This window comes from Tenacibaculum sp. nBUS_03 (assembly GCF_051201695.1).
Taxonomy (GTDB): domain Bacteria; phylum Bacteroidota; class Bacteroidia; order Flavobacteriales; family Flavobacteriaceae; genus Polaribacter.
Map to the genome: position 1 here is coordinate 1486513 of NZ_CP179214.1, position 19604 is coordinate 1506116.

General features: G+C 30.5%; 14 protein-coding genes and 4 tRNA genes. 4 read left to right on the top strand and 14 right to left on the bottom strand.

The genetic code is table 11. The features are described 5' to 3' along the window. Positions 1-69: 69 nt before the first annotated feature. Complete coding sequence (locus tag ACMFBB_RS06850) at positions 70-2157, top strand: OmpA family protein (RefSeq protein ID WP_435263695.1); 2088 nt, start codon at positions 70-72, stop codon at positions 2155-2157. 110 nt (positions 2158-2267) lie between these two features. On the opposite strand, the gene ACMFBB_RS06855 is transcribed toward ACMFBB_RS06850, so the two are convergent. The 3 genes from ACMFBB_RS06855 to ACMFBB_RS06865 all read right to left on the bottom strand — a co-directional run bounded on the left by ACMFBB_RS06855 (position 2268) and on the right by ACMFBB_RS06865 (position 4404). Next, positions 2268-2513 (bottom strand): YciI family protein, encoded by a 246-nt coding sequence (locus ACMFBB_RS06855; RefSeq protein ID WP_435263696.1) that lies wholly within the window; start codon positions 2511-2513, stop codon positions 2268-2270. Positions 2514-2617: 104 nt separating this feature from the next. Then, complete coding sequence (locus tag ACMFBB_RS06860; protein WP_435263697.1) at positions 2618-2782, bottom strand: hypothetical protein; 165 nt, start codon at positions 2780-2782, stop codon at positions 2618-2620. A 173-nt stretch (positions 2783-2955) separates the two neighbouring features. Beyond that, positions 2956-4404, bottom strand: a complete 1449-nt coding sequence (locus ACMFBB_RS06865) for a DUF389 domain-containing protein (RefSeq protein ID WP_435263698.1) — start codon at positions 4402-4404, stop codon at positions 2956-2958. 206 nt (positions 4405-4610) lie between these two features. Here ACMFBB_RS06865 and ACMFBB_RS06870 point away from each other — a divergent pair, with 206 nt between their 5' ends. Next, the gene (locus tag ACMFBB_RS06870) at positions 4611-4997 is read left to right on the top strand and encodes a MerC domain-containing protein (protein WP_435263699.1); all 387 of its coding nucleotides are present in this window, start codon (positions 4611-4613) and stop codon (positions 4995-4997) included. Between the two features lie 84 nt (positions 4998-5081). Here the strand turns inward: ACMFBB_RS06870 and ACMFBB_RS06875 are convergent, their stop codons facing one another. Together ACMFBB_RS06875 and ACMFBB_RS06880 are read right to left on the bottom strand one after the other, a co-directional pair. Continuing rightward, positions 5082-6197, bottom strand: coding sequence for a C1 family peptidase (locus ACMFBB_RS06875; RefSeq protein ID WP_435263700.1), 1116 nt, complete (start codon positions 6195-6197; stop codon positions 5082-5084). Positions 6198-6286: 89 nt separating this feature from the next. After that, positions 6287-8692 carry a TonB-dependent receptor gene (locus ACMFBB_RS06880; RefSeq protein ID WP_435263701.1) on the bottom strand — a complete coding sequence of 802 codons (2406 nt, stop codon included), beginning with the start codon at positions 8690-8692 and terminating at the stop codon, positions 6287-6289. 423 nt (positions 8693-9115) lie between these two features. Here ACMFBB_RS06880 and ACMFBB_RS06885 point away from each other — a divergent pair, with 423 nt between their 5' ends. Further along, positions 9116-11962 (top strand): C10 family peptidase, encoded by a 2847-nt coding sequence (locus ACMFBB_RS06885; RefSeq protein ID WP_435263702.1) that lies wholly within the window; start codon positions 9116-9118, stop codon positions 11960-11962. A gap of 115 nt (positions 11963-12077) precedes the next feature. Here the strand turns inward: ACMFBB_RS06885 and ACMFBB_RS06890 are convergent. The 6 genes from ACMFBB_RS06890 to ACMFBB_RS06915 form a co-directional block, all read right to left on the bottom strand. Further along, positions 12078-12160 (bottom strand) — tRNA-Tyr (locus ACMFBB_RS06890). Positions 12161-12195: 35 nt separating this feature from the next. Further along, positions 12196-12268: transfer RNA gene (locus ACMFBB_RS06895), tRNA-Lys, on the bottom strand. 221 nt (positions 12269-12489) lie between these two features. Further along, positions 12490-12572 (bottom strand) — tRNA-Tyr (locus tag ACMFBB_RS06900). 41 nt (positions 12573-12613) lie between these two features. Continuing rightward, a tRNA-Lys gene (locus ACMFBB_RS06905) sits at positions 12614-12686 on the bottom strand. 134 nt (positions 12687-12820) lie between these two features. Next, complete coding sequence (locus ACMFBB_RS06910) at positions 12821-13585, bottom strand: ABC transporter ATP-binding protein (protein WP_435263703.1); 765 nt, start codon at positions 13583-13585, stop codon at positions 12821-12823. 1 nt (position 13586) lies between these two features. Then, a complete protein-coding gene (locus ACMFBB_RS06915; protein WP_435263704.1) occupies positions 13587-14327 on the bottom strand; it encodes an MlaE family ABC transporter permease in 741 nt (246 codons plus the stop codon). 116 nt (positions 14328-14443) lie between these two features. Between ACMFBB_RS06915 and pafA the strand changes: the two genes are divergently transcribed. After that, complete coding sequence (gene pafA / locus ACMFBB_RS06920; RefSeq protein WP_435263705.1) at positions 14444-16084, top strand: alkaline phosphatase PafA; 1641 nt, start codon at positions 14444-14446, stop codon at positions 16082-16084. Positions 16085-16126: 42 nt separating this feature from the next. On the opposite strand, the gene ACMFBB_RS06925 is transcribed toward pafA, so the two are convergent. The 3 genes from ACMFBB_RS06925 to ACMFBB_RS06935 all read right to left on the bottom strand — a co-directional run bounded on the left by ACMFBB_RS06925 (position 16127) and on the right by ACMFBB_RS06935 (position 19420). Then, positions 16127-16282: a YqaE/Pmp3 family membrane protein gene (locus ACMFBB_RS06925; RefSeq protein ID WP_113786645.1), complete on the bottom strand. Its 156-nt coding sequence runs from the start codon at positions 16280-16282 to the stop codon at positions 16127-16129. Positions 16283-16391: 109 nt separating this feature from the next. Next, positions 16392-16808 (bottom strand): hypothetical protein, encoded by a 417-nt coding sequence (locus ACMFBB_RS06930; protein WP_435263706.1) that lies wholly within the window; start codon positions 16806-16808, stop codon positions 16392-16394. A 113-nt stretch (positions 16809-16921) separates the two neighbouring features. After that, the gene (locus ACMFBB_RS06935; RefSeq protein WP_435263707.1) at positions 16922-19420 is read right to left on the bottom strand and encodes a M14 family metallopeptidase; all 2499 of its coding nucleotides are present in this window, start codon (positions 19418-19420) and stop codon (positions 16922-16924) included. Positions 19421-19604 lie beyond the last annotated feature (184 nt).

The following is a 19604-nucleotide window of genomic DNA, read 5'->3' on the forward strand; positions in this document are numbered from 1 at the left end:
GTGACCTCTAACCCCTTGGCGTGTCATATTAAATGAAACTAAATAATCATTAACAAATTTTTATTAATTATGAAAAAATTATTGTTATCTGGGGCTTTATTTGCTTTTGGATTATCTGCTTTTTCGCAAGATTTACCAACTGACGCCGAACCGGGGAAATGCTATGTTCGATGTAAAACTCCTGAAGTATGGAAAAATGAAGATGTTACTATTGAAATTGCACCTGCCTATAAAAGAATTATTACTCATCCTGCTCAATACAAAACCATAACTGAAAGAGTTTTAGTTAATGAGGGGAGTCAAAAATTAGTAATTGTTCCTGCTAAATACGAGACACAAAACTTTACAGTTGTTACAAAAGAAGCTAGTAAACGTATTGAAAAATCTTTATCAAAACCTTCAGTTGCTTCAGAAGCTGTGGTTACAAAAGAAGCGTCAAGTCGTTTAGAGGTTATTCCTGCTAAATATGAAATGCGCGATGTAGTTGTTACTATTAAAGAAGCTAGCAAACGTTTAAAAATTATTCCAGCAAAATACGAAATGCGTGATGTAGTTGTTACTGTTGAAGAAGCTAGCCAGCGTTTAGTAAAAGTACCGGCAAAAACTAGCATTGAAGAAGAAACTGTTGTTGTAAAAGAAGCTTCTAAGCGATTAGAAGTTATTCCTGCTAAATATGAAATGCGTGATGTAGTTGTTACTGTTAAAGAAGCGGGAAAAAGAGTAGAAATAGTTCCTGCTAAATATGAAATGAGAGATGTAGTTGTTACTATAAAAGAAGCATCACAACGTTTAGAAGTTATTCCTGCAGTATACGGCTCTGAAATCCTAAAATATAAAAAAAAGGAATATGGTTCTAAACTAAGAGTAATTCCTGCTGCATTTAACCAAGATAGTGAAGTTATAGAGTTAAGAGCTAAATCTGCTAGATGGCAAATGAGTGAAAAAGCTCCAGATTGTGAGTCTTCAGACCCTAATGACTGTCGCTACTGGTGTTATAAAGAAGTTCCTGCTGAATACCAAACAATAAGTAAGACAGTATTAGAAAAAGATGCCTCAACTGTTAAAACATCCACTTGTAACGAAAATAATGCAGGACCTAACGGTTGTGGAATAGCTACCTATTCTAAAAGAGTAGTTACCACACCACCTAGTACCAGAACTATTGACATTCCTGCAGTTACTAAAATAGTAAAGAAAAGAGTAATGACTTCTCCTCCTTCTGAAAGAACTATTGAGATTCCTGCAGTTACAAAAATTATCAAAAAACGAGTAATGGTCACTCCTCCTTCTACGAGAACTATTGAAATTCCTGAAGTTACTCAAACCATAAAAAGGACTGTTATTACCCCTGAAACAACAAGAGTAATTGAAATACCTGCTAAAACAAAAATTATTAAGAAGCGAGTAATGGTTACTCCTCCTAGCACTACAACTATTGATATTCCTGCAGTTACTAAAATTATTAAAAAGCGCGTAATGGTTACTCCACCAACTACAAGAACAATTACGATACCTGAAGTTACTACTACTGTAAAAAGAAGCATACCAGCTGTTACAACTACAAATACAGTTGAAATACCTGAAGTAACAACTACAATAAAAAAAACAGTTATGGCATCACCTCCATCGTCAAGATTAATTAAAGGTGACGCAACTTATAAAACAATTAAAAAGACTGTTTTAGTAAAAGATGCATGGGAAGAAGAAGTACAAGTAGCTGCCAAATACAAAACAATTACCAAAGAAGTTTTAGTTTCTAAAGGTGGGTTAACTTCTTGGAAAGAGGTTGAGTGTAAATTAGTTGAGAACACTCCTTTACCAATAAACTGGAACCTAGGAAGTGCAACTTTAACTACTGGTGCTAAACGAATTATTGATGCAAGATTACTACCTATTTTAAAAGATGGGCTTGCCGTAGCTATTGAATCACATACAGATTCTAGAGGCACAAAAAAGAACAATCAATCTTTATCTGAAAGAAGAGCGCAAGCAGTAGTTAATTATCTTATAGCTAAAAAAATTAACCCTAGTCAATTAACAGCAAATGGTTATGGTGAAAATAGATTAACCAACAGATGTTCTGACGGTGTTTCTTGTACAGAAAGAGAGCATGCTTCGAATAGAAGAACAACTTTTAGGGTTATTAACCAAAAATAAACGCTAACTTACTACGAATACTCTAACAAAGTAATCAAAAATGAAAACCGGGCACAAAGCTCGGTTTTTTACTTTATATATTCATTTAAAATCTCAGTACTCATTAATGGTTAGAACTTTATTAAGTTATACTCAGCTAGTCCCTTAAATATTAATGGGTTATTTTCTAAAATTGCCAGAATTTCTTCATCTAAGCATTCATTTAATAACATAACTCCTACGTTTCTAGGTTTTTTAGCACCTCCAATTATAAACTTATTTTTTTCATACTGTTCAGTCACATAGGCCTTGTGTAATTCAGTATATTTATTAGTCTCTTCTAAAGGTTTTAAAAAATTAAAATTAATGATAAACATATTGTTTTATTATATAATTTTTTTAGACCATTAATTTAATCACTCTCTTAAAGGCTCAAACAAAACAAACAATTCTTCCCCAATCGTTATTAATTTGAAACCAACTACCACTTTTTTCTATAATAAGTATATTTTGTAATTCCTTGAACCTTGGTTGGTGAAATATCTGTGTACAAATTTTCTAAATCATTAAATGATTTGAACGAATCATTTAAATGCCAAATAATCCCCATAGTCCAATTTCTTCCTAATAAATCAAAAAGTGTCATTATTGGTTTTCCTGACTTTGACCCTCTTACTGATTTCCTGGTTTCGGTGTTTTCATATTTTTCAATAGCAACATATTTTGTAGTTAACTACAAAATATGTTGCTATTGTTTTTAAATTAAAAAAGGGAAGAAACATTGACTTTCTTCCCTTCTTGCAATAAAACTTAGTTTTACTATTTCTTAATTATAAGATTATTAATTGACAACTCTTTCTGAAGCCAACCTTTAAGTTCTTTCTCTTTTTTAATAACTATTGAGTCTGCTAATTTTTTATTCCATGAAATTGATATTTCTGGAACCGTATCTATTTTAATAAAATCTTTTGACACCAATGTCTTTGAAAAACTCATTGCTGTAATTTCATTATACCTAATCTTAGCTTCCTTTATAATAGAACTAAAAGGAACTGTATTTTTGTCTCTATTCGATGCATCCTGCTCTATTCTTTGATTTAAATTAGAAATTGTTGACTTAAGATCATCTATTTCTTTATGTAATCCTTTTATAACATTATCTTTTTCATCTAAATCAGCAATAGCTCTATCATAAGCATCTACTACTCTATCTACACTTCTGGCTTTGTTTTCATTTATTAAAAGTAAATATGAATCAATTTTTGGATATGTTTTTAGTTCATTTCTTAAAAAAGTTTCAGTTGCATCTGTAATATCTCCATTAAAAAATAAACTAATAGTTTTTGCATCTCTATCTATAGTCTCACGCTGCAACCACAAATCTTTATTATCATCAATTTTATCTTTTAAAAACTTTTTATAGTTTGCATTTATAATACTGTCTTGATACACATTTATAAACGTAAAAACAGCAGGTACCATAACTAAAACAGCTATAAAAGAAGCTAATCGAGCTATTCTTTTCCTTTTCACTGAATTAACATAACGTATCATCGTAAAACCAAGAAGTTTCAAAACAACAAAAGTTGCTAAAGCGATAAAAATAGTATTGATTGTAAAAAGGTACATGGCACCTAAAAAGAAATGATATTTTCCCGTAGCTAACCCCCAACCAGCTGTACATAAAGGAGGCATTAATGCTGTAGCAATTGCTACACCAAATATTACCGAAGCAATTGTTCCTTTTTTTGTTCGAGCTATAATTAGTGCTAATCCACCAAAAAAAGCTATTAACACATCACGTATGTCAGGCTTTACTCTTCCTAGTAATTCGGAAGTTTCTTCTTTTAATGGAAAAATAGCAAAAAACAAAAATGCAGTTAACAAACTTAAAACAATCATAGTTGCTAAGTTTATCATTGATTTTTTAAGTGTATCAATATCATTAATAGCAATAGACATTCCAATCCCCAGTATTGGTCCCATTAACGGAGATATTAACATGGCTCCTATTACTACAGCTGTTGAATTTGCATTTAATCCAATAGAGGCTACAAATATGGAACATATTAAAATCCAAGCAGTGGCTCCTTTAAAGGGTATATCTCCTTTTATGGCTTCAATAGTAGCTTCTTGGTCAGTATCATGTCTAAAGTCTAGTAATTCAATAATAAATTTCTTAGAACTCACCCACAACCCTTTAGCATCATCCTGCACCGCCTGTTTTGATTGCTCAACTGACTCTTCATTATTCAATTTTTCTTCCATCTATTTTTAATTTTTGTTACCCCTCGAAAGATACAAAATTCAATGAAATACCATAACATATATAAATAATTGCTTTATAATTCTCATTCGATTTGTATAGCTTCTTATTAAAGAAAGTAGTAAAAAAACATTATTGCAACTAAGTTGCAATAATGTTTTTTTACTACTTTTGTAGTTCATTTAATTAACAATCAAAATCAACACCAATGATCATATCTAAAAAAATAGATTTTATAGGTTTTTCACTTTCATTGCTTTGTGCCATTCACTGTGGCGTACTTCCAATACTAGTAACGTTAGCTCCTTTTAGTGGTCTAGCATTCATGGAATCACCTATTATAGAAAGTATAATTATTATAGTAAGCTTATTTATTGCAATACTATCTTTATCAAAAGGTTTTACTAAAACTCATAAAAATAAAATGCCAATAACTATAGCTATTATTGGATTCATGACTATTTTAGTTTGTCAACTATGGGGAAATGAACAACTAGAAACAATCCTAATGGTTACAGGTGCGTTTGCAATTGCTTTAGCTCATTTAATAAATTGGAAGTTATGTAAAAATCACCATAAAATTTCTCAAATCTAAACAATATTAATTGTCACTTTAAAACAAAACGCTCCTTTAAAAACTAGAGTTTTTAAAGGAGCGTCGTTGGATAAGTTAGAAAAATTATTTTATAGTTAGTTTATTTCTTAAACTAGAAGAAATTCCATCCTTATGTAATAAAACTGAAATTGTTTTTAATTTAAAATATGGAATTGACATATACACGTATCCTTGATTACCTTGCATACTACCCCATGAATTTTTTACTTTAAAATACATATTTCCTTTTTGATCTTTTACAATTCCAACAATGTGCATTAAATGATCGTCTGTTGTATTAAAATTCTCAAATTCTTCTTGGCGATATCTAGCGGTGATACTTTTCTCTTCAACAATCTCTTTTAAGGCTTTTTTATTCTCGCCACTAATAGCTGGTACTACGGCAATTCCAGCTTTAGATGAAAATGTATTTTCTGAAACGTCACAGTCTAAAGCAACCGTATAACCGTTTTTAATGGCTTTTTCTGTTTCAGATACTAACTCATCTAAGGAAATATTATAAAAGGCTCCATTTGAAAAATTATCAGGTATATTTAGTATGAATTTTTCATGTTTTTTAGCATGTTCAAAAGAAGTTAAAGTTACATAATTTGTCGGATTTATTTTTACATATTCAGCAAAGCTTTTAGGAGTATACTTTTTTCCTTCAAAAGAAAACTCTTCTTTATTTTGTCCTAAATAAACATTTAAAACTCCTTCAATTGCATCCTTCCACTTTGGACTTAATGTTCTTGCTGGATTTTTGATATAAGTATCTAACATACTTTTAAGAACAGCAACCAACTCAGCGTGATTATGCTTGTCTTGACCTAAATCTAAACCAGTAAATGTTTGTTCAGGAACTAATCCTTTGTTAGCAACTGAATTAATAACATCATGAGCTAAACCCCCTTCACCAAATTGAGCCTTACCTTGACGATATAAATAGTTGTCTGCTTTAGCAGAATAGGTGTTACGAACCGTAAACATCTCAGATAAATCTATTTGTTTACCGGTTAATCTGATAATTTCAGATTCTAAAAATGAGGTAGTTGAAAAACTCCAACAAGTTCCAGTTCTTCCTTGACTTTTCACTTCAGTTTTTTCGATATCTTTAACTGTTGTGAATTGATATTTTTGAGCCGTAATAGAGCCTATTGCTAGTAAGCAAAAAGAAGCTCCTATTAATATTTTTTTCATTTTAAAAAACTATTTTTAGTTGATTTGTTTGGCAATTTAAGGTTTTTCTAAAAAGAACTGAAAAAACTAAAACAATAGTTTATTCAAAACTAAAAATCAACAATTACCCCTATTCTTGGAATGGCTCTTCCGGATGAGCTTTCTACTTCTTCTAATAAATATCTAGAAGAATCATTTGGATCAGTTAAGCGCTGTCCATTTGCATCTTCTTGTGGTAATAAAAAAGGTTGTCTGTCTGAAGAACTAGCATATACATTTTGTACATCCATATATAAATTAATTGAATATCTTTTCAAGTACCAAGTCTTATCAACTCGAATATCTAATTGTGTATAAGTAGCATAACGCTCTTCATTTAATCTTGAAAAATCTAAAATTCCTCCATTACTAATATCATAATTCGCCTTTACTGACGATGTATTATAATCATAAGGTGTATAAGGTCTTCCTCCAACTAGTCTAAATTTTGTACCTATTTCCCAGTTTTTACCTAATTTCTTTCCTGCTGTAATTGTTAATAAATGTTTATTATCCCAACTAGATGGAATATACCTTCCTAAGTTATTTTTAAATTCACTCCTTACAAAAGTATAAGCAGCGATACCATACACCCCTTTGTAAGACTTCTTTTGAGCTAAAATTTCAAATCCATAAGCTCTACCTTTGGAATTTGAAACTACTTCTTCATTACCCACTACTCCAAAATCTGCTCCAAGATTAGCTAAACTTATTTGATCTCTGACTGAAAAGGGATAGTCTGAGTACCTCTTATAAAAACCTTCAAATGTTAACTTGGATGTTGCATTTGGTCTAAATTCAATTCCAGTTACTGCATGTTGAGATTCTATATATTTTAATCCTTTTTTGTTAACCAACTCATTTGATTGATTTCTATACCCTAACACAGTATAGGATGGCAGTTGCTTATAAATTCCTAAAGAAGAATTCCAAGACCATCTTTCATTGAAATTATAAGTTGCTGCTATTCTTGGAGAAAACTGATTCAATAAATTTTTCATTTCAGAATTGTAATCAATTCCATCAAATCTGAAACCAAAAGAAACTCCAAGTTTGTTATTAATAAAAGACTTTGAGAACTGACCAAAGATACCATATTTAAAAAAATCAACACTTGATGAGAATTTTTTTTCTGCTACACTTTGAGTGTTTACTATTTTTTGAAATGTGTTATTAGTATAATTAGCTAACTCTAAGTTTGCTCCAATATTAAAAGAATAATTATCTTTCTTTATTGTATTTTCAAAACGAAATTTATTTTCTATTTCTTTAGAATTATAATCTAATAATAAATTTTCTGGTCTTTCTTGTTCATCGTTTAAAAAATACTTTACTGCTTTGTTTTTCCATTCATTTCTACTAAAAACGAACTGCTGTGTTGAATTTTCACCAAATCTTTTATAATTAACACCAACAGTATAATTCCATTGACTATTTACTGGAACAGTATTTAAAATAACTTTATTCCTTTTTAAGGTTTCAACGTCTGTAACGCCATCATTTACTTCTGTATTTATTTTAAAATCATCAATAGCTCCCAAACCAATAATAGCTAATTCACTATTATCATTTAATTTTGTTTTTATATTAAATTGAAAATCATTGTATGTTGGCAAAAATGGAAGCTTGATTAATTTAAATAAAAACTGCAAATACGATTGACGTAATGAAACTATAAACGTTGTATTTTCTCCTAAAGGACCGTCTAATGTTATTCCTGCATCTGAAGTACCCAAACTCGCTCTTGCGTTTAACTCATTTGGATTTCCTGTTTTTTGTGTAAACTCAATTATTGAACTCAATGTATTCCCTCTGTTAGCAGGAAATGCACTTGAATAAAAATCTACTTTTCTAATTAAATCAGTGTTCATTATACCAACTGGTCCTCCAGTTGCTCCTTGAGTTTGAAAGTGATTTATAACAGGTACTTCTATTCCATCAACATAAAATTTATTTTCTGAAGTTGCCCCTCCTCTGATTATTATGTCATTTCTAAAACCAGGATTAGAAGCTACACCAGGAAAAGATTGTATTACTCGCAATACGTCTCTATTACCTCCTGGGTTTTTTTCTATCTCAGCCACTCCTAGTGATTGCAATGAAAGTGGGCTTTCTAACGTTTTTTTAAATAACTTTGTTTTAATCTCTACCTCAGCTAACTGCGTAGCATCTTCAACCATTTCAATGACTATAAAAGGAATTTTCTCTTTGGTTACTAAATAATCTTCAGAAATTACTGTTTTATAACCAACAAAAGAAGCTTGAACCTGTTGATATCCCAAAGGGGATTCTTTTATTATAAACTCTCCTGATTCATCAGTTGTTCCTCCCTTTTGAGAACCTGCAATTAAAACATTTACAAAAGGAATCAACTCCCTTGTTTTTGAATCTATTACTTTTCCCTTTATAACACCTAATTCTTGGGATTGAACAATAACTAACTGAAAAACTGCAATAAAAACTAAAAGCTTTTTCATGTATAAAAATTTAATATATGCAAATATACATATTGTTTATTTATTTCATAAAAACATTAAACAATATTAAGTTCTCAACTGCAATTCCCACTAAATAAAAACGATACGTTTTTTACAAACAAAAACTAAAGATAAAATCTGATTATACTCTTAAAGCTAATAAAAATGTGTTAGCTAGCATCTTTTTAAAAAAAAAGCGTAGAGAAACTTGTTTAATAAAAAACTATTATAACACTAATTTTCTAATATTTTTTTTAACACATATTTAACAAATAGATTATAATTTTACAAGATTCACTTCTACATACTCAATTACCCTTACCATACCTACCCACAAACCCCTAACCCCCAAAGGGAAAACCCCTTATTTCACAAGAGCTTTTCAAGAACTTATTTTACCGTACAATTTTAAAATAATATACAATGATTAAAAAAATTACATTATTTACTATGATTCTACTCTTTTGTATTAAGAGTACTTTTGCTGATCCTATTAAAAAAAAGACAGCCATCCTTGTTGCTAACAAATGGATTAACAACATCCAACAGGGAAATACTAGATTAACACAAAAGAGTATAGCTTCAATCAAGGAAGTGTATCATGAAAATAGTTTAGTTTATTACTTAATAAATTTTAACGAAGGAGGGTTTGTAATTGTTTCTGCTGATGATGCTACCAAACCAATTCTAGGGTATTCTAATAAAGGTAAATTTGATACTTCTTTAGATACACCTCAAATGAAAGATTTATTAAACGCTTATAAATCTTTTGTTTATGAAAGTGCTAAAGCACAAAAAAGCAAGCGAACAATAGCGACTAAATCTGCCTGGAGTAAAATCTTAAATTCATCTAGAAATAAAACGCAAAGAAGAACCACTAAAATCGAACCCTTTATGGATGATATTTTATTTACGCAATCTAGTGGTTTTGAAAAATTTTGCCCAAGTGACAATGATGGCCAAGCAATTGTTGGATGTGTTGCAACAGCAATGTCTCAAGTAATGAGATACTGGGAATTCCCTTCTACTGGAAAAGGACAAATCTCTTATAACCATAATAAATACGGTAACTTAAGTGTAAACTTTGAAGAACAAAATTACAATTGGGATGCAATGTCTAAAACTAGAGCGGATAATGAAAATGCTAAACTTTCTTACCATGCTGGTGTAGCCGTTAGAATGAATTACGGAACTTCTGCAAACGGTGGATCAGGTGCGTACAGTGCTGATGCTTTAAGTGCTTTAAAAAGAAATTTTAAATACAGTAATGAAGCTTCAATGGTATACAGGTATCGTTATTCTGATCAAGAATGGAACAATCTAATAAAAGAACAACTTAACGAAAAAAGACCAGTCTTATACTCAGGTAGAAGTAAAAACCTTCAAGACCCTAACGCAGGCGGTGCAGGACATTTATTTGCTTTAGATGGTTACGACACAACAGATCAGGGTGATTTTTTCCACATTAACTGGGGATGGGCAGGAAGAAGTAATGGTTACTTTTATTTAACCGAAATGATTACACACGGAGGAAAGTATAACTGGATTGATAACAACGCTATTATGATCAACTTATACCCTTCAAATGTTGCTCCTAACTTTACTTCTAATCCTGTTAAATTTATTAGAGTTAATTCACCTTATTCTTATCAATTAGAAGTTGTTGATGAAAACAGAAAAGATAATGTTAACTTATCAGTATCAGAAATCCCATCATGGCTTACTTTAAACACTTCTAATGACACCTATACTTTAGAAGGAACTCCTTCAGAAAATGATTTTGGGACTCATAAAGTTATTATTGAAGCTACAGATGGAACCAATACAACAAAGCATGAATTTGATGTTTATGTATTAAAAAATAGTGAAGTTATTAAGAGTACCATTATTGACTTTGAAACAGGTGACTTCAGTCAAGCTGATTTTTCTAAAAATGAGACCCATCCTTTTTCAGTGATTAATAACAGTAATCACTTTAGTCAATCAAATTCAATTTCGGACAACCAAGAATCTGTTTTATCTTTAACTAAAGATTTTAATATTGCAACCAATTTAAAATTCGATTACTCAGTTTCATCTGAAAGTGGATATGATTTTTTAATTTTTAAAATTGACGGTAAAGTAATCAATAAATGGAGTGGTGAAGTTTCTTGGACAAACGCGAGTTTTAGAATTCCTGCCGGAGAACATAACCTTTCTTGGAGTTATAAAAAAGATGGATCAGTAAAGAAAGGAAATGACTTAGCAATGGTAGATAACATAACATACCAAACAATAGGTTTAGACGAAGAAGCTCCTTCAACTCCAGATAACCTAGAAGCTTTAAACATTACCGAAACTTCGTTAAATTTAGATTGGAATTTTTCAACTGATAATGTAAAAGTTAAAGAGTATAACATTTACCAAGATAACATTAAAATTTCATCTACTGAAGCTACAAATTTTGCATTAACAGGGTTAAATCCTAATACAAAATATACCTTCTCAGTAGAAGCTATAGACTATGCTGGAAACGAATCAAAAGATAAAAATGAAATCACTATAACCACACTAAACAAATCTATCTCTTATTGCGAATCAAAAGGTAATAGGATAAAATATGAATGGATAGACCTTGTTTCTTTTGGAGGTATGACTAATGCAACTGGTCATAATAATGGGTATGCTGATTTTACAAACCTAATTGCTACTGTTACCGCAGGAAACACAACGGATTTAACTATTAGCGCGGATTTTAGCGGGATTACGTATAAAGAGTATTTTAGTGTTTGGATTGACTATAATCAAGATGGAAATTTTGAAGAAAGTGAGAGAGTAGTGAATACATCTACTAAAAGTAAAGCAGACATAGTTACAAGTATTAAAATACCAGATAATGCTATGCTTGGTTCAACAAGAATGAGAGTTTCTATGAAGTATAATAGTGTACAAAATTCTTGTGAATTATTTGATGACGGAGAAGTTGAAGACTATACGGTAAACATAGTAAAGTCATCTGCACGTCAAAGTAAAACCCTAAAAACAAATAACAATGTTTTAATCGGTCTACAGATATATCCTAATCCAGTAAGCAAATTTTTAAATATTAGAACTGATAAAATACTTAAAAATGCACATTACAAAATTATTGATACAAACGGTAAAACTGTTGATGAAGATTCATTTTCTCCATCAATCAATATTGAAAAACTAAAAACAGGAGTGTATTTTATTAGAATATATGATGAAAACACCAAATATTCTAAATCATTTATAAAATCTAGGAAATAGTATTTCTAGTCTATTCATTATACTTGAATGCAAATAACCCTTAGAAAATATTTCTAAGGGTTTTTTATTTAAAAAAAGAAACAAAAAAACCTCAATCAAATTTGATTGAGGTTTGTGGGGAGAGCAGGATTCGAACCTGCGAAGTCGTAAGACAACGGAGTTACAGTCCGTCCCATTTGGCCGCTCTGGAATCTCCCCTCATTTAATAAAACTTCCAATATTAGGAAATTTTGTGACCGGGCTGGGGCTCGAACCCAGGACCCTCTCCTTAAAAGGGAGATGCTCTACCAACTGAGCTACCAGGTCAATTTCGCATTTACATATCTGCGATTGCGGGTGCAAATATAGAAGGTTTTATTAATTATACAAACTTTTTTTTATCAATTTTTAACAAAAAAAAACAATCAAAAATACACCTTCATAAAACAGTTCTCAATGTCAATATTAAAACACTCAGAATCAAATATTAAGAAGAATCTCCATACCTCTTAATACAAAAAAACCTCAATCATTCTGATTGAGGTTTGTGGGGAGAGCAGGATTCGAACCTGCGAAGTCGTAAGACAACGGAGTTACAGTCCGTCCCATTTGGCCGCTCTGGAATCTCCCCTCATAAAAAAAGCTTCTCGTTTATATACGAGAAGCTTTTTGTGACCGGGCTGGGGCTCGAACCCAGGACCCTCTCCTTAAAAGGGAGATGCTCTACCAACTGAGCTACCAGGTCATTTTTGCTTTTCACTTTTTCGTGTTTGCGGGTGCAAATATACGACCTTCTATTGGTTATGCAAGTTTTTTTACCAATTATTTCAAACAAAAAAACCAAAAAAAACTATACCGTTCTAACTAACAACAAGTTAATCACAAATCATTTAAATAAGCTTTTCTTACTTTCTTAAATAATTCCGAAGAATACACAAAATTCACTACTGCTTCATTATCTGTTTTAAATATTTCTTTGCTGCTTCCTTCCCACTCTTTTCTTCCATCTTTAAGAAACACAATCTTTTCGCCAATCTCCATAACCGAGTTCATATCATGAGTATTAATAACTGTCGTTATTTTATACTCATCTGTAATTTCCTGAATAAGGTTATCAATTACAATTGCTGTTTTTGGATCTAACCCAGAATTAGGTTCATCACAAAACAAATATTTTGGATTCATTACAATCGCTCTTGCAATTGCTACCCTTTTTTGCATTCCTCCCGATAATTCAGCTGGAAACTTTTTATTTGAATTCTCTAAATCAACTCTTTTTAACACAAAATTCACTCTCTCTAACATCTCGGCATCAGGTTGTTTTGTAAACATCTTTAAAGGAAACATTATATTTTCTTCTACTGTTTGTGAGTCAAATAATGCACTCCCTTGAAAAACCATACCTACTTCTTGGCGAAATTGTCTTTTATCTTCAATGGTCATTTCAGTATTTATTCTACCATCATATAAGATACTTCCTTTTTCTGGTGTATGTAAACCAACAAGAGACTTTAAAAAAACTGTCTTTCCTGATCCGCTTTGCCCAATAATTAAACTTGTTTCTCCAGGGTGAAATGTTGTAGTAATACCTTTTAAAACCTTAACCTCCTTAAATCCTTTGTGTAAATCTTTTACTTCTATCATATTAAGTTAATAGCATTTGAGTTAAAAAATAATTAGCTATTACTATAACAACTATAGTCCAAACTACTGATTGTGTACTTGCCTTTCCTACTTCCAAAGATCCTCCTTTTACAAAGTAACCATGATAGGAAGGTATTGTTGCTATTAAAAAAGCAAAAATTACTGTTTTTATTAAAGCATACGTTATTAAAAAAGGGTCAAATTCCATTTGTATTCCTTCTATAAAATCTGCTCCAGAGAACAGCCCTGATAAAACTCCTGTTACCCATCCTCCAAAAATGCCTAAAAACATTCCTAATACAATAAGAAAAGGATAAAAAAATACGGTTGCTATGATTTTAGGTAATACTAAATAGTTTAGGGAATTTATCCCCATAACTTCAAGCGCATCTATTTGTTCAGTTACCCTCATAGTTCCTATACTTGACGTTATATATGACCCTACTTTTCCAGCTAAAATAATAGAACAAAATGTAGGTGCAAATTCTAAAATCACCGATCTTTTTGCAGCAAAACCAATTAAACTCTTTGGTATAAATGGGTTTTCAAGATTCAATGCTGTTTGTAATGCTATAACTCCTCCTATAAAAAATGAAATAAACGCTATGATACCTATTGATTTATGCCCAAGTTCCTCTACCTCCCTAAACAAAGCTTCTTTAAATACTCTAGCTCTTTGAGGTCTTTTAAAAACTTGTTTTAGCATAATAAAATACTTTCCTACATGCTCTATATAATTCATTAATTGATAATAATTTTTCTTTTGCTAAAGTATAAAAAACCTTTAACTCTAACCATACTTATATGTTTAAGGTTTCTTTTTTAATTACCTTTGTCACTTCATAATTATTTTTTAAAATGAAAAAAAATCTTATTCTATTCTTTGCTTTTTTATTGACTGTTATGGCCTTTAAACCAGCAACCAAAAAAAATGATAAAAAACCAAAGCTTGTTGTTGGTGTCGTTATTGATCAAATGAGGTATGATTACCTTATCAGATTTTCAAAAAAATATGGTAATGACGGATTTAAACGCTTATTACGTGAAGGTTTTTCACTTGAAAATGCTCATTACAACTACATTCCTACTTATACCGCTGTTGGCCATACTTCTATTTACACAGGTACCACCCCTATAAATCATGGTATTATTGGGAATAATTGGTATGATAAATATTTAAAGAAATCTATTTACTGCGTTACTGACAAGAATTATAAAACGGTTGGTAATAAAGGTAAAGGTGGTGAAAAATCTCCATACAGAATGGTAACTTCTACTATAACTGATCAATTACGCTTGGCACAAAACATGAACGGAAAAACAATAGGTATAGCTATAAAAGATCGTTCAGCTATTTTACCTGCTGGTCATACGGCTAATGCCGCTTATTGGTTTGATGGTGGTAAAAGTGGACAATGGATATCATCTTCTTATTATATGAATAACCTACCTAAATGGGTACAACTTTTTAATGACTCTAAAAAAGCCGATACGTATTTAAACACACCTTGGAACACATTATATGATATCAATACCTATACTGAAAGTATAGCTGATGACAATAATTTTGAAGCTACTTTTAAAGGCGAAATGAAACCAATTTTCCCTCATAACATTCCTAAACTAAGAGCCAAGAATAATAATTATAGTATTTTAAAAGCAATTCCTGCTGGAAATTCTTTTACTACTGATTTTGCCAAAGCGGCAATTATTGGAGAAAACCTAGGTAAATCTAATTACACAGACTTTCTTACAGTTAGTTATTCATCTACTGATTATGTTGGACATCAATTTGGAGTTGCTTCAAAAGAGATTGAAGACACTTATTTACGTTTGGATAAAGACTTAGCTAGTTTATTTAAATTTTTAGATACTGAAGTTGGAAAAGGAAACTACACTCTTTTTTTAACAGCAGATCATGCTGCAACTGAAGTTCCTTCTTATTTAAAATCTGTAAAAATCCCTGCTGGCTATATAAAACCTGTTAAATTTTTAAACTTTTTGAAAAAAGTAACTACCAAATATTTTAAATCTGATAGCTTAATTGAAAATATTTCAAATTTTCAAATTTTCTTAAACAAAGAAAAAATCAATGATTTAAATCTAGATTATGAAAAAGTAGCTCAAACAATAGCTAACGAAGCGATAAACTATAAAGGGATTTATAAAGCTGTCACAGCTAAAACTTTACAGAATACAAATTTCACAAATGGAATTTTAAATTCTTTACAGAACGGATATAATCAAAAGTACTCAGGTGATATATTATTAATACCAACTCCTTCAACAATAATTTATCCTAAAAAAGGAACCACACATGGCTCAGGATATTCATATGATACTCATGTACCAATTATTTTTTATGGAAATGGTATTAAACAAGGAACTTCAAAAAGAAAATATGAAATTATAGACATAGCACCTACATTGGCTAATTTATTACAAATAGAATTTCCGAATGGAAACACTGGTAAAGTAATACATGAAGTTTTGAATTAAATAAATAAAAAGGCGCTAATTAGCGCCTTTTTATTTATTTAATTAATTCGGATTGTTTAATATAACTAATGCCCCAATTACTCCTGGCACCCAGCCGCAAAGGGTTAATAAAAATACAATAACAACAGAGCCACATCCTTTTCCTAGAACTGACAAAGGAGGAAAAAATATAGCTAATAAAACTCTTAATAAACTCATAGTTAATTTAAATCTTTATTATAAAGACGCTTCTTATTAAGTTTTGTTACATAAAAAAAGGAATGAATTAAATATTTAATTCATTCCTTTTTATTTATTGAAATAGAGTTTATTCTGCTTTTTTTATTATGCACAAATCATAGCCATCCCCTTTTCTATTATGTATTCTTATATCTTCAAAAATAATATTCTGTACCTTTTTAATCATTACTCTAATTTGAATTTCTCCTTCACCGAAAACACTATCTTTTACTTTTAAAAAAGCTTCGTAACCTCTTTTAACATTAAATTTTTCTTGCATGGTAAAGTTTTCATAAGGCATAATTCCTTTAGAAGTAGATTCCATTTCGCCATTTTCATTCCGAAATTGAATTTTAACATTATTCTCACTCTTACTTTTTACCTTAACTTCATAGGTAACTTCGTACTTATTATCTTCTGGTAAGTTAATATTCTCACTACATGATAAAAATGTTACACAAAATAATAACAATCTAAACTTATGTAAAAAACTAACTACCTTCATATATTTAATTATTAATTCTATTTTTAACCCCCTGTTATGGTACAAGTTTTAATTTTAAAATTAAACATATAACTTTTTATTCTCCCTACTTTATTAACTTTATTTAACAATAACTACATTATTTTACCAAAAAAAACAGCATTCATTAATAGTTTATTTGTTCCGTACCAAAACCCTCTAAAATTAGTATTATCAGTAAAGACAAGTACTTTACCACGACCAAAACTTTGAACTTTAAAAGGCACTGAGCTTTTCAATTCTTTTAAATTTTCTTTTGAAATGTACCCACTTAACAAAGGATTTTTAGTGTATTGAATTGGATTATTATAGCTTTTCTCGTCAGCTTTTAAAAACAACTTTGTGTTTCTAAATAAAGCTATTTTTTCATTTTTGTATCCAAAATTTATAGGATGTGAATTATCAATATCAGCTTCAAAAATTGCACCTCCAATTACTTGTGCTCCTGATTGTAGTCTTTTATTTTCAAATGACACATTATTAACTATACTGGTTTTGGGCTTGTTAAATTCTACTTTAATAACTTTTTGGTTAGCCAACAACTTTACAGCATTTCTATAACCAATTAATACTCCTCCGTTACGAACCCAAGTTTTTATTTTATTAATTATTGCCCCGTTTAAAGAATAGCTATTCGGAAGTATTAAGGTTGTATATTTACTTAAATCAACTCTTTCAAAATAGTCGGTATCTAACTTCGTTAACTTCATGTTAAATCGCTGATCAAATAAGTGCCATATTTCCCCAGCGTCATAACTAGTAATTCCATTTCCAACAATCATTGCCACTTTAGGCTTTTTTATTGTTCTAAAATTTCTACTTCCTAAATCAGCACCATTATTTAATCCAGTTGAAACTCCTTTTATTTTTACATTACTTTCTTTAGCTACTTCTCTTAAAAAATCAAACAGTTGATTACTATTTAATTTTTGATTTTGCACAGGTATAAAAATAGTTCCATAATCATATAATTCGCCATCATTACTAAACTTTTTCATTCCTACTTTTGCTCTAACTCCTTTGCCTAAAATTCTATGTAAAGCTTTAGGAGCATAGTATTCATTCCAAGGCATTAAATAACCTACATTACTTTTTACTTCAACACTACCTGTACTCTTGTTTAAACTTTTAATCTTCTTACCAACTAATGAAAGCGATTGATTTTTAATAAAATCAACTCCAAAAGCATGATTAAATGTCCAAGCAGAAACATCATAAAATAAACTATCTTTAAATGTTTTACGAACATCAAACATTGCTTCTACCAATCTTTTATTCTTTTGATTCATAGGAACTACATAGCTATAGCCTTTCTTAAACTTTTTCCCATTACTAGTTATATCAGATTTTAATTCATATATATTTATTTGGTGCCTTTTTAACACCTCAGCTAGATGGTACACTTTCCCTGCATCCTTTTCATCTCCAAAAACAATTGCTTTATTTTGTTTTTCATTTCTTGCTTCTTCATAAAAGCCTTGTTGGTACTTCAAAATCTTTACACGCATACTTTTCGCAGCTTCTAATGTTGACAAAGTAGCTGTAAATTGATTTCTAATGGTAAAGGGAAAAGTTAAAACTCCATTATCACTTTCTTGCGCATGACCTCGAGAACTACCTTGCTCAAATAAAATCCCTATGCTTCCATTAATATCAGGAAATGTTGAACCTTTACCATAATAAAAATCATCAAAATCTTCTTCAGAGTAATATAACGATCCTATTTTATCAAATGCTTTCGCATGATAAGTTCCTATTTCTCTTGTTAACTCTTGATTAAGCTCAGGTGTCAGGGGGTTTGTCCTTTCAGGTATTCCAGGTTGAAAGAAAAAAGTAGAATTAGTTCCCATTTCATGATGATCAGTCAAAACGTTAGGTAACCATTCATGAAAAGTTTTAATTCTAACTTTACTCTCAGGCAATTGTACTGGTAACCAATCACGGTTCATATCAAACCAATAGTGATTTGTTCTTCCTCCTGGCCAAACTTCATGATATTCTCTATCATTCGGGTCAGGATTAATATTATTTGCTTTATTAGTGTTTGCCCAATATGCAAAACGTTGAAGTCCATCAGGATTTAATGATGGATCAAACAGTATTATTGTATTGTTAAGCAATTCCTCTATTTTATTTCCTTCAGCAGCCGCTAAATAATAGGCAGCAACTAATGAAGCGTTAGATCCACTTGCCTCATTACCATGTATTGAGTAGCCTTGATAAACTACAATCGGTTGATTTGAAACATCAAAACTTCCATCATCAGTCAACCTAATATGATTTTGTTTAATTTCATCAAGATTTGTATGGTTTTTAGACGCTGTTATAGTGAGTAATAACAAAGGTCTTCCTTCATATGTTTTTCCTCTTTGATTAATAGTTATTCTATCTGACGCTTGTGCCAAAGCCTCCATATAAGTGACTAACTTATCATGAGTAATATGCCATTCACCTACTTCATGACCTAGGACTGATTTTGGTGTTGGTATATTTTTATTGTATGTAACATCTTTAGGAAGATAATAGGACAAATCTACTGTCTGAGCTTGAATGCTAATGCTTATAAACAACAAGCATAAAAATACGTTCTTCATTAGTTATTATTTGAATATAGCCAAAGATACTCATTCACATAATTAAATATATAACGCTAAATCTTTTAACATTATTTTAAGATTTTTCATTTTATTTAACGCCCAAAAACTTTGAATCTATTTATTCTTATTTTTTTATAAGAAAATACCCCTCTACAGTAAATAGGTTCTTCAAATGATATTA

Coding starts and splice junctions, on each gene's coding strand:
- ACMFBB_RS06850 (WP_435263695.1), top strand. CDS start 70: ATGAAAAAATTATTGTTATCTGGGGCTTTATTTGCTTTTGGATTATCT.
- ACMFBB_RS06915 (WP_435263704.1), bottom strand. CDS start 14,327: ATGAATTATATAGAGCATGTAGGAAAGTATTTTATTATGCTAAAACAA.
- ACMFBB_RS06880 (WP_435263701.1), bottom strand. CDS start 8,692: ATGAAAAAGCTTTTAGTTTTTATTGCAGTTTTTCAGTTAGTTATTGTT.
- ACMFBB_RS06875 (WP_435263700.1), bottom strand. CDS start 6,197: ATGAAAAAAATATTAATAGGAGCTTCTTTTTGCTTACTAGCAATAGGC.
- ACMFBB_RS06865 (WP_435263698.1), bottom strand. CDS start 4,404: ATGGAAGAAAAATTGAATAATGAAGAGTCAGTTGAGCAATCAAAACAG.
- ACMFBB_RS06925 (WP_113786645.1), bottom strand. CDS start 16,282: ATGAGTTTATTAAGAGTTTTATTAGCTATATTTTTTCCTCCTTTGTCA.
- ACMFBB_RS06855 (WP_435263696.1), bottom strand. CDS start 2,513: ATGTTTATCATTAATTTTAATTTTTTAAAACCTTTAGAAGAGACTAAT.
- ACMFBB_RS06885 (WP_435263702.1), top strand. CDS start 9,116: ATGATTAAAAAAATTACATTATTTACTATGATTCTACTCTTTTGTATT.
- ACMFBB_RS06910 (WP_435263703.1), bottom strand. CDS start 13,585: ATGATAGAAGTAAAAGATTTACACAAAGGATTTAAGGAGGTTAAGGTT.
- ACMFBB_RS06870 (WP_435263699.1), top strand. CDS start 4,611: ATGATCATATCTAAAAAAATAGATTTTATAGGTTTTTCACTTTCATTG.
- ACMFBB_RS06930 (WP_435263706.1), bottom strand. CDS start 16,808: ATGAAGGTAGTTAGTTTTTTACATAAGTTTAGATTGTTATTATTTTGT.
- ACMFBB_RS06860 (WP_435263697.1), bottom strand. CDS start 2,782: ATGACACTTTTTGATTTATTAGGAAGAAATTGGACTATGGGGATTATT.
- pafA (WP_435263705.1), top strand. CDS start 14,444: ATGAAAAAAAATCTTATTCTATTCTTTGCTTTTTTATTGACTGTTATG.
- ACMFBB_RS06935 (WP_435263707.1), bottom strand. CDS start 19,420: ATGAAGAACGTATTTTTATGCTTGTTGTTTATAAGCATTAGCATTCAA.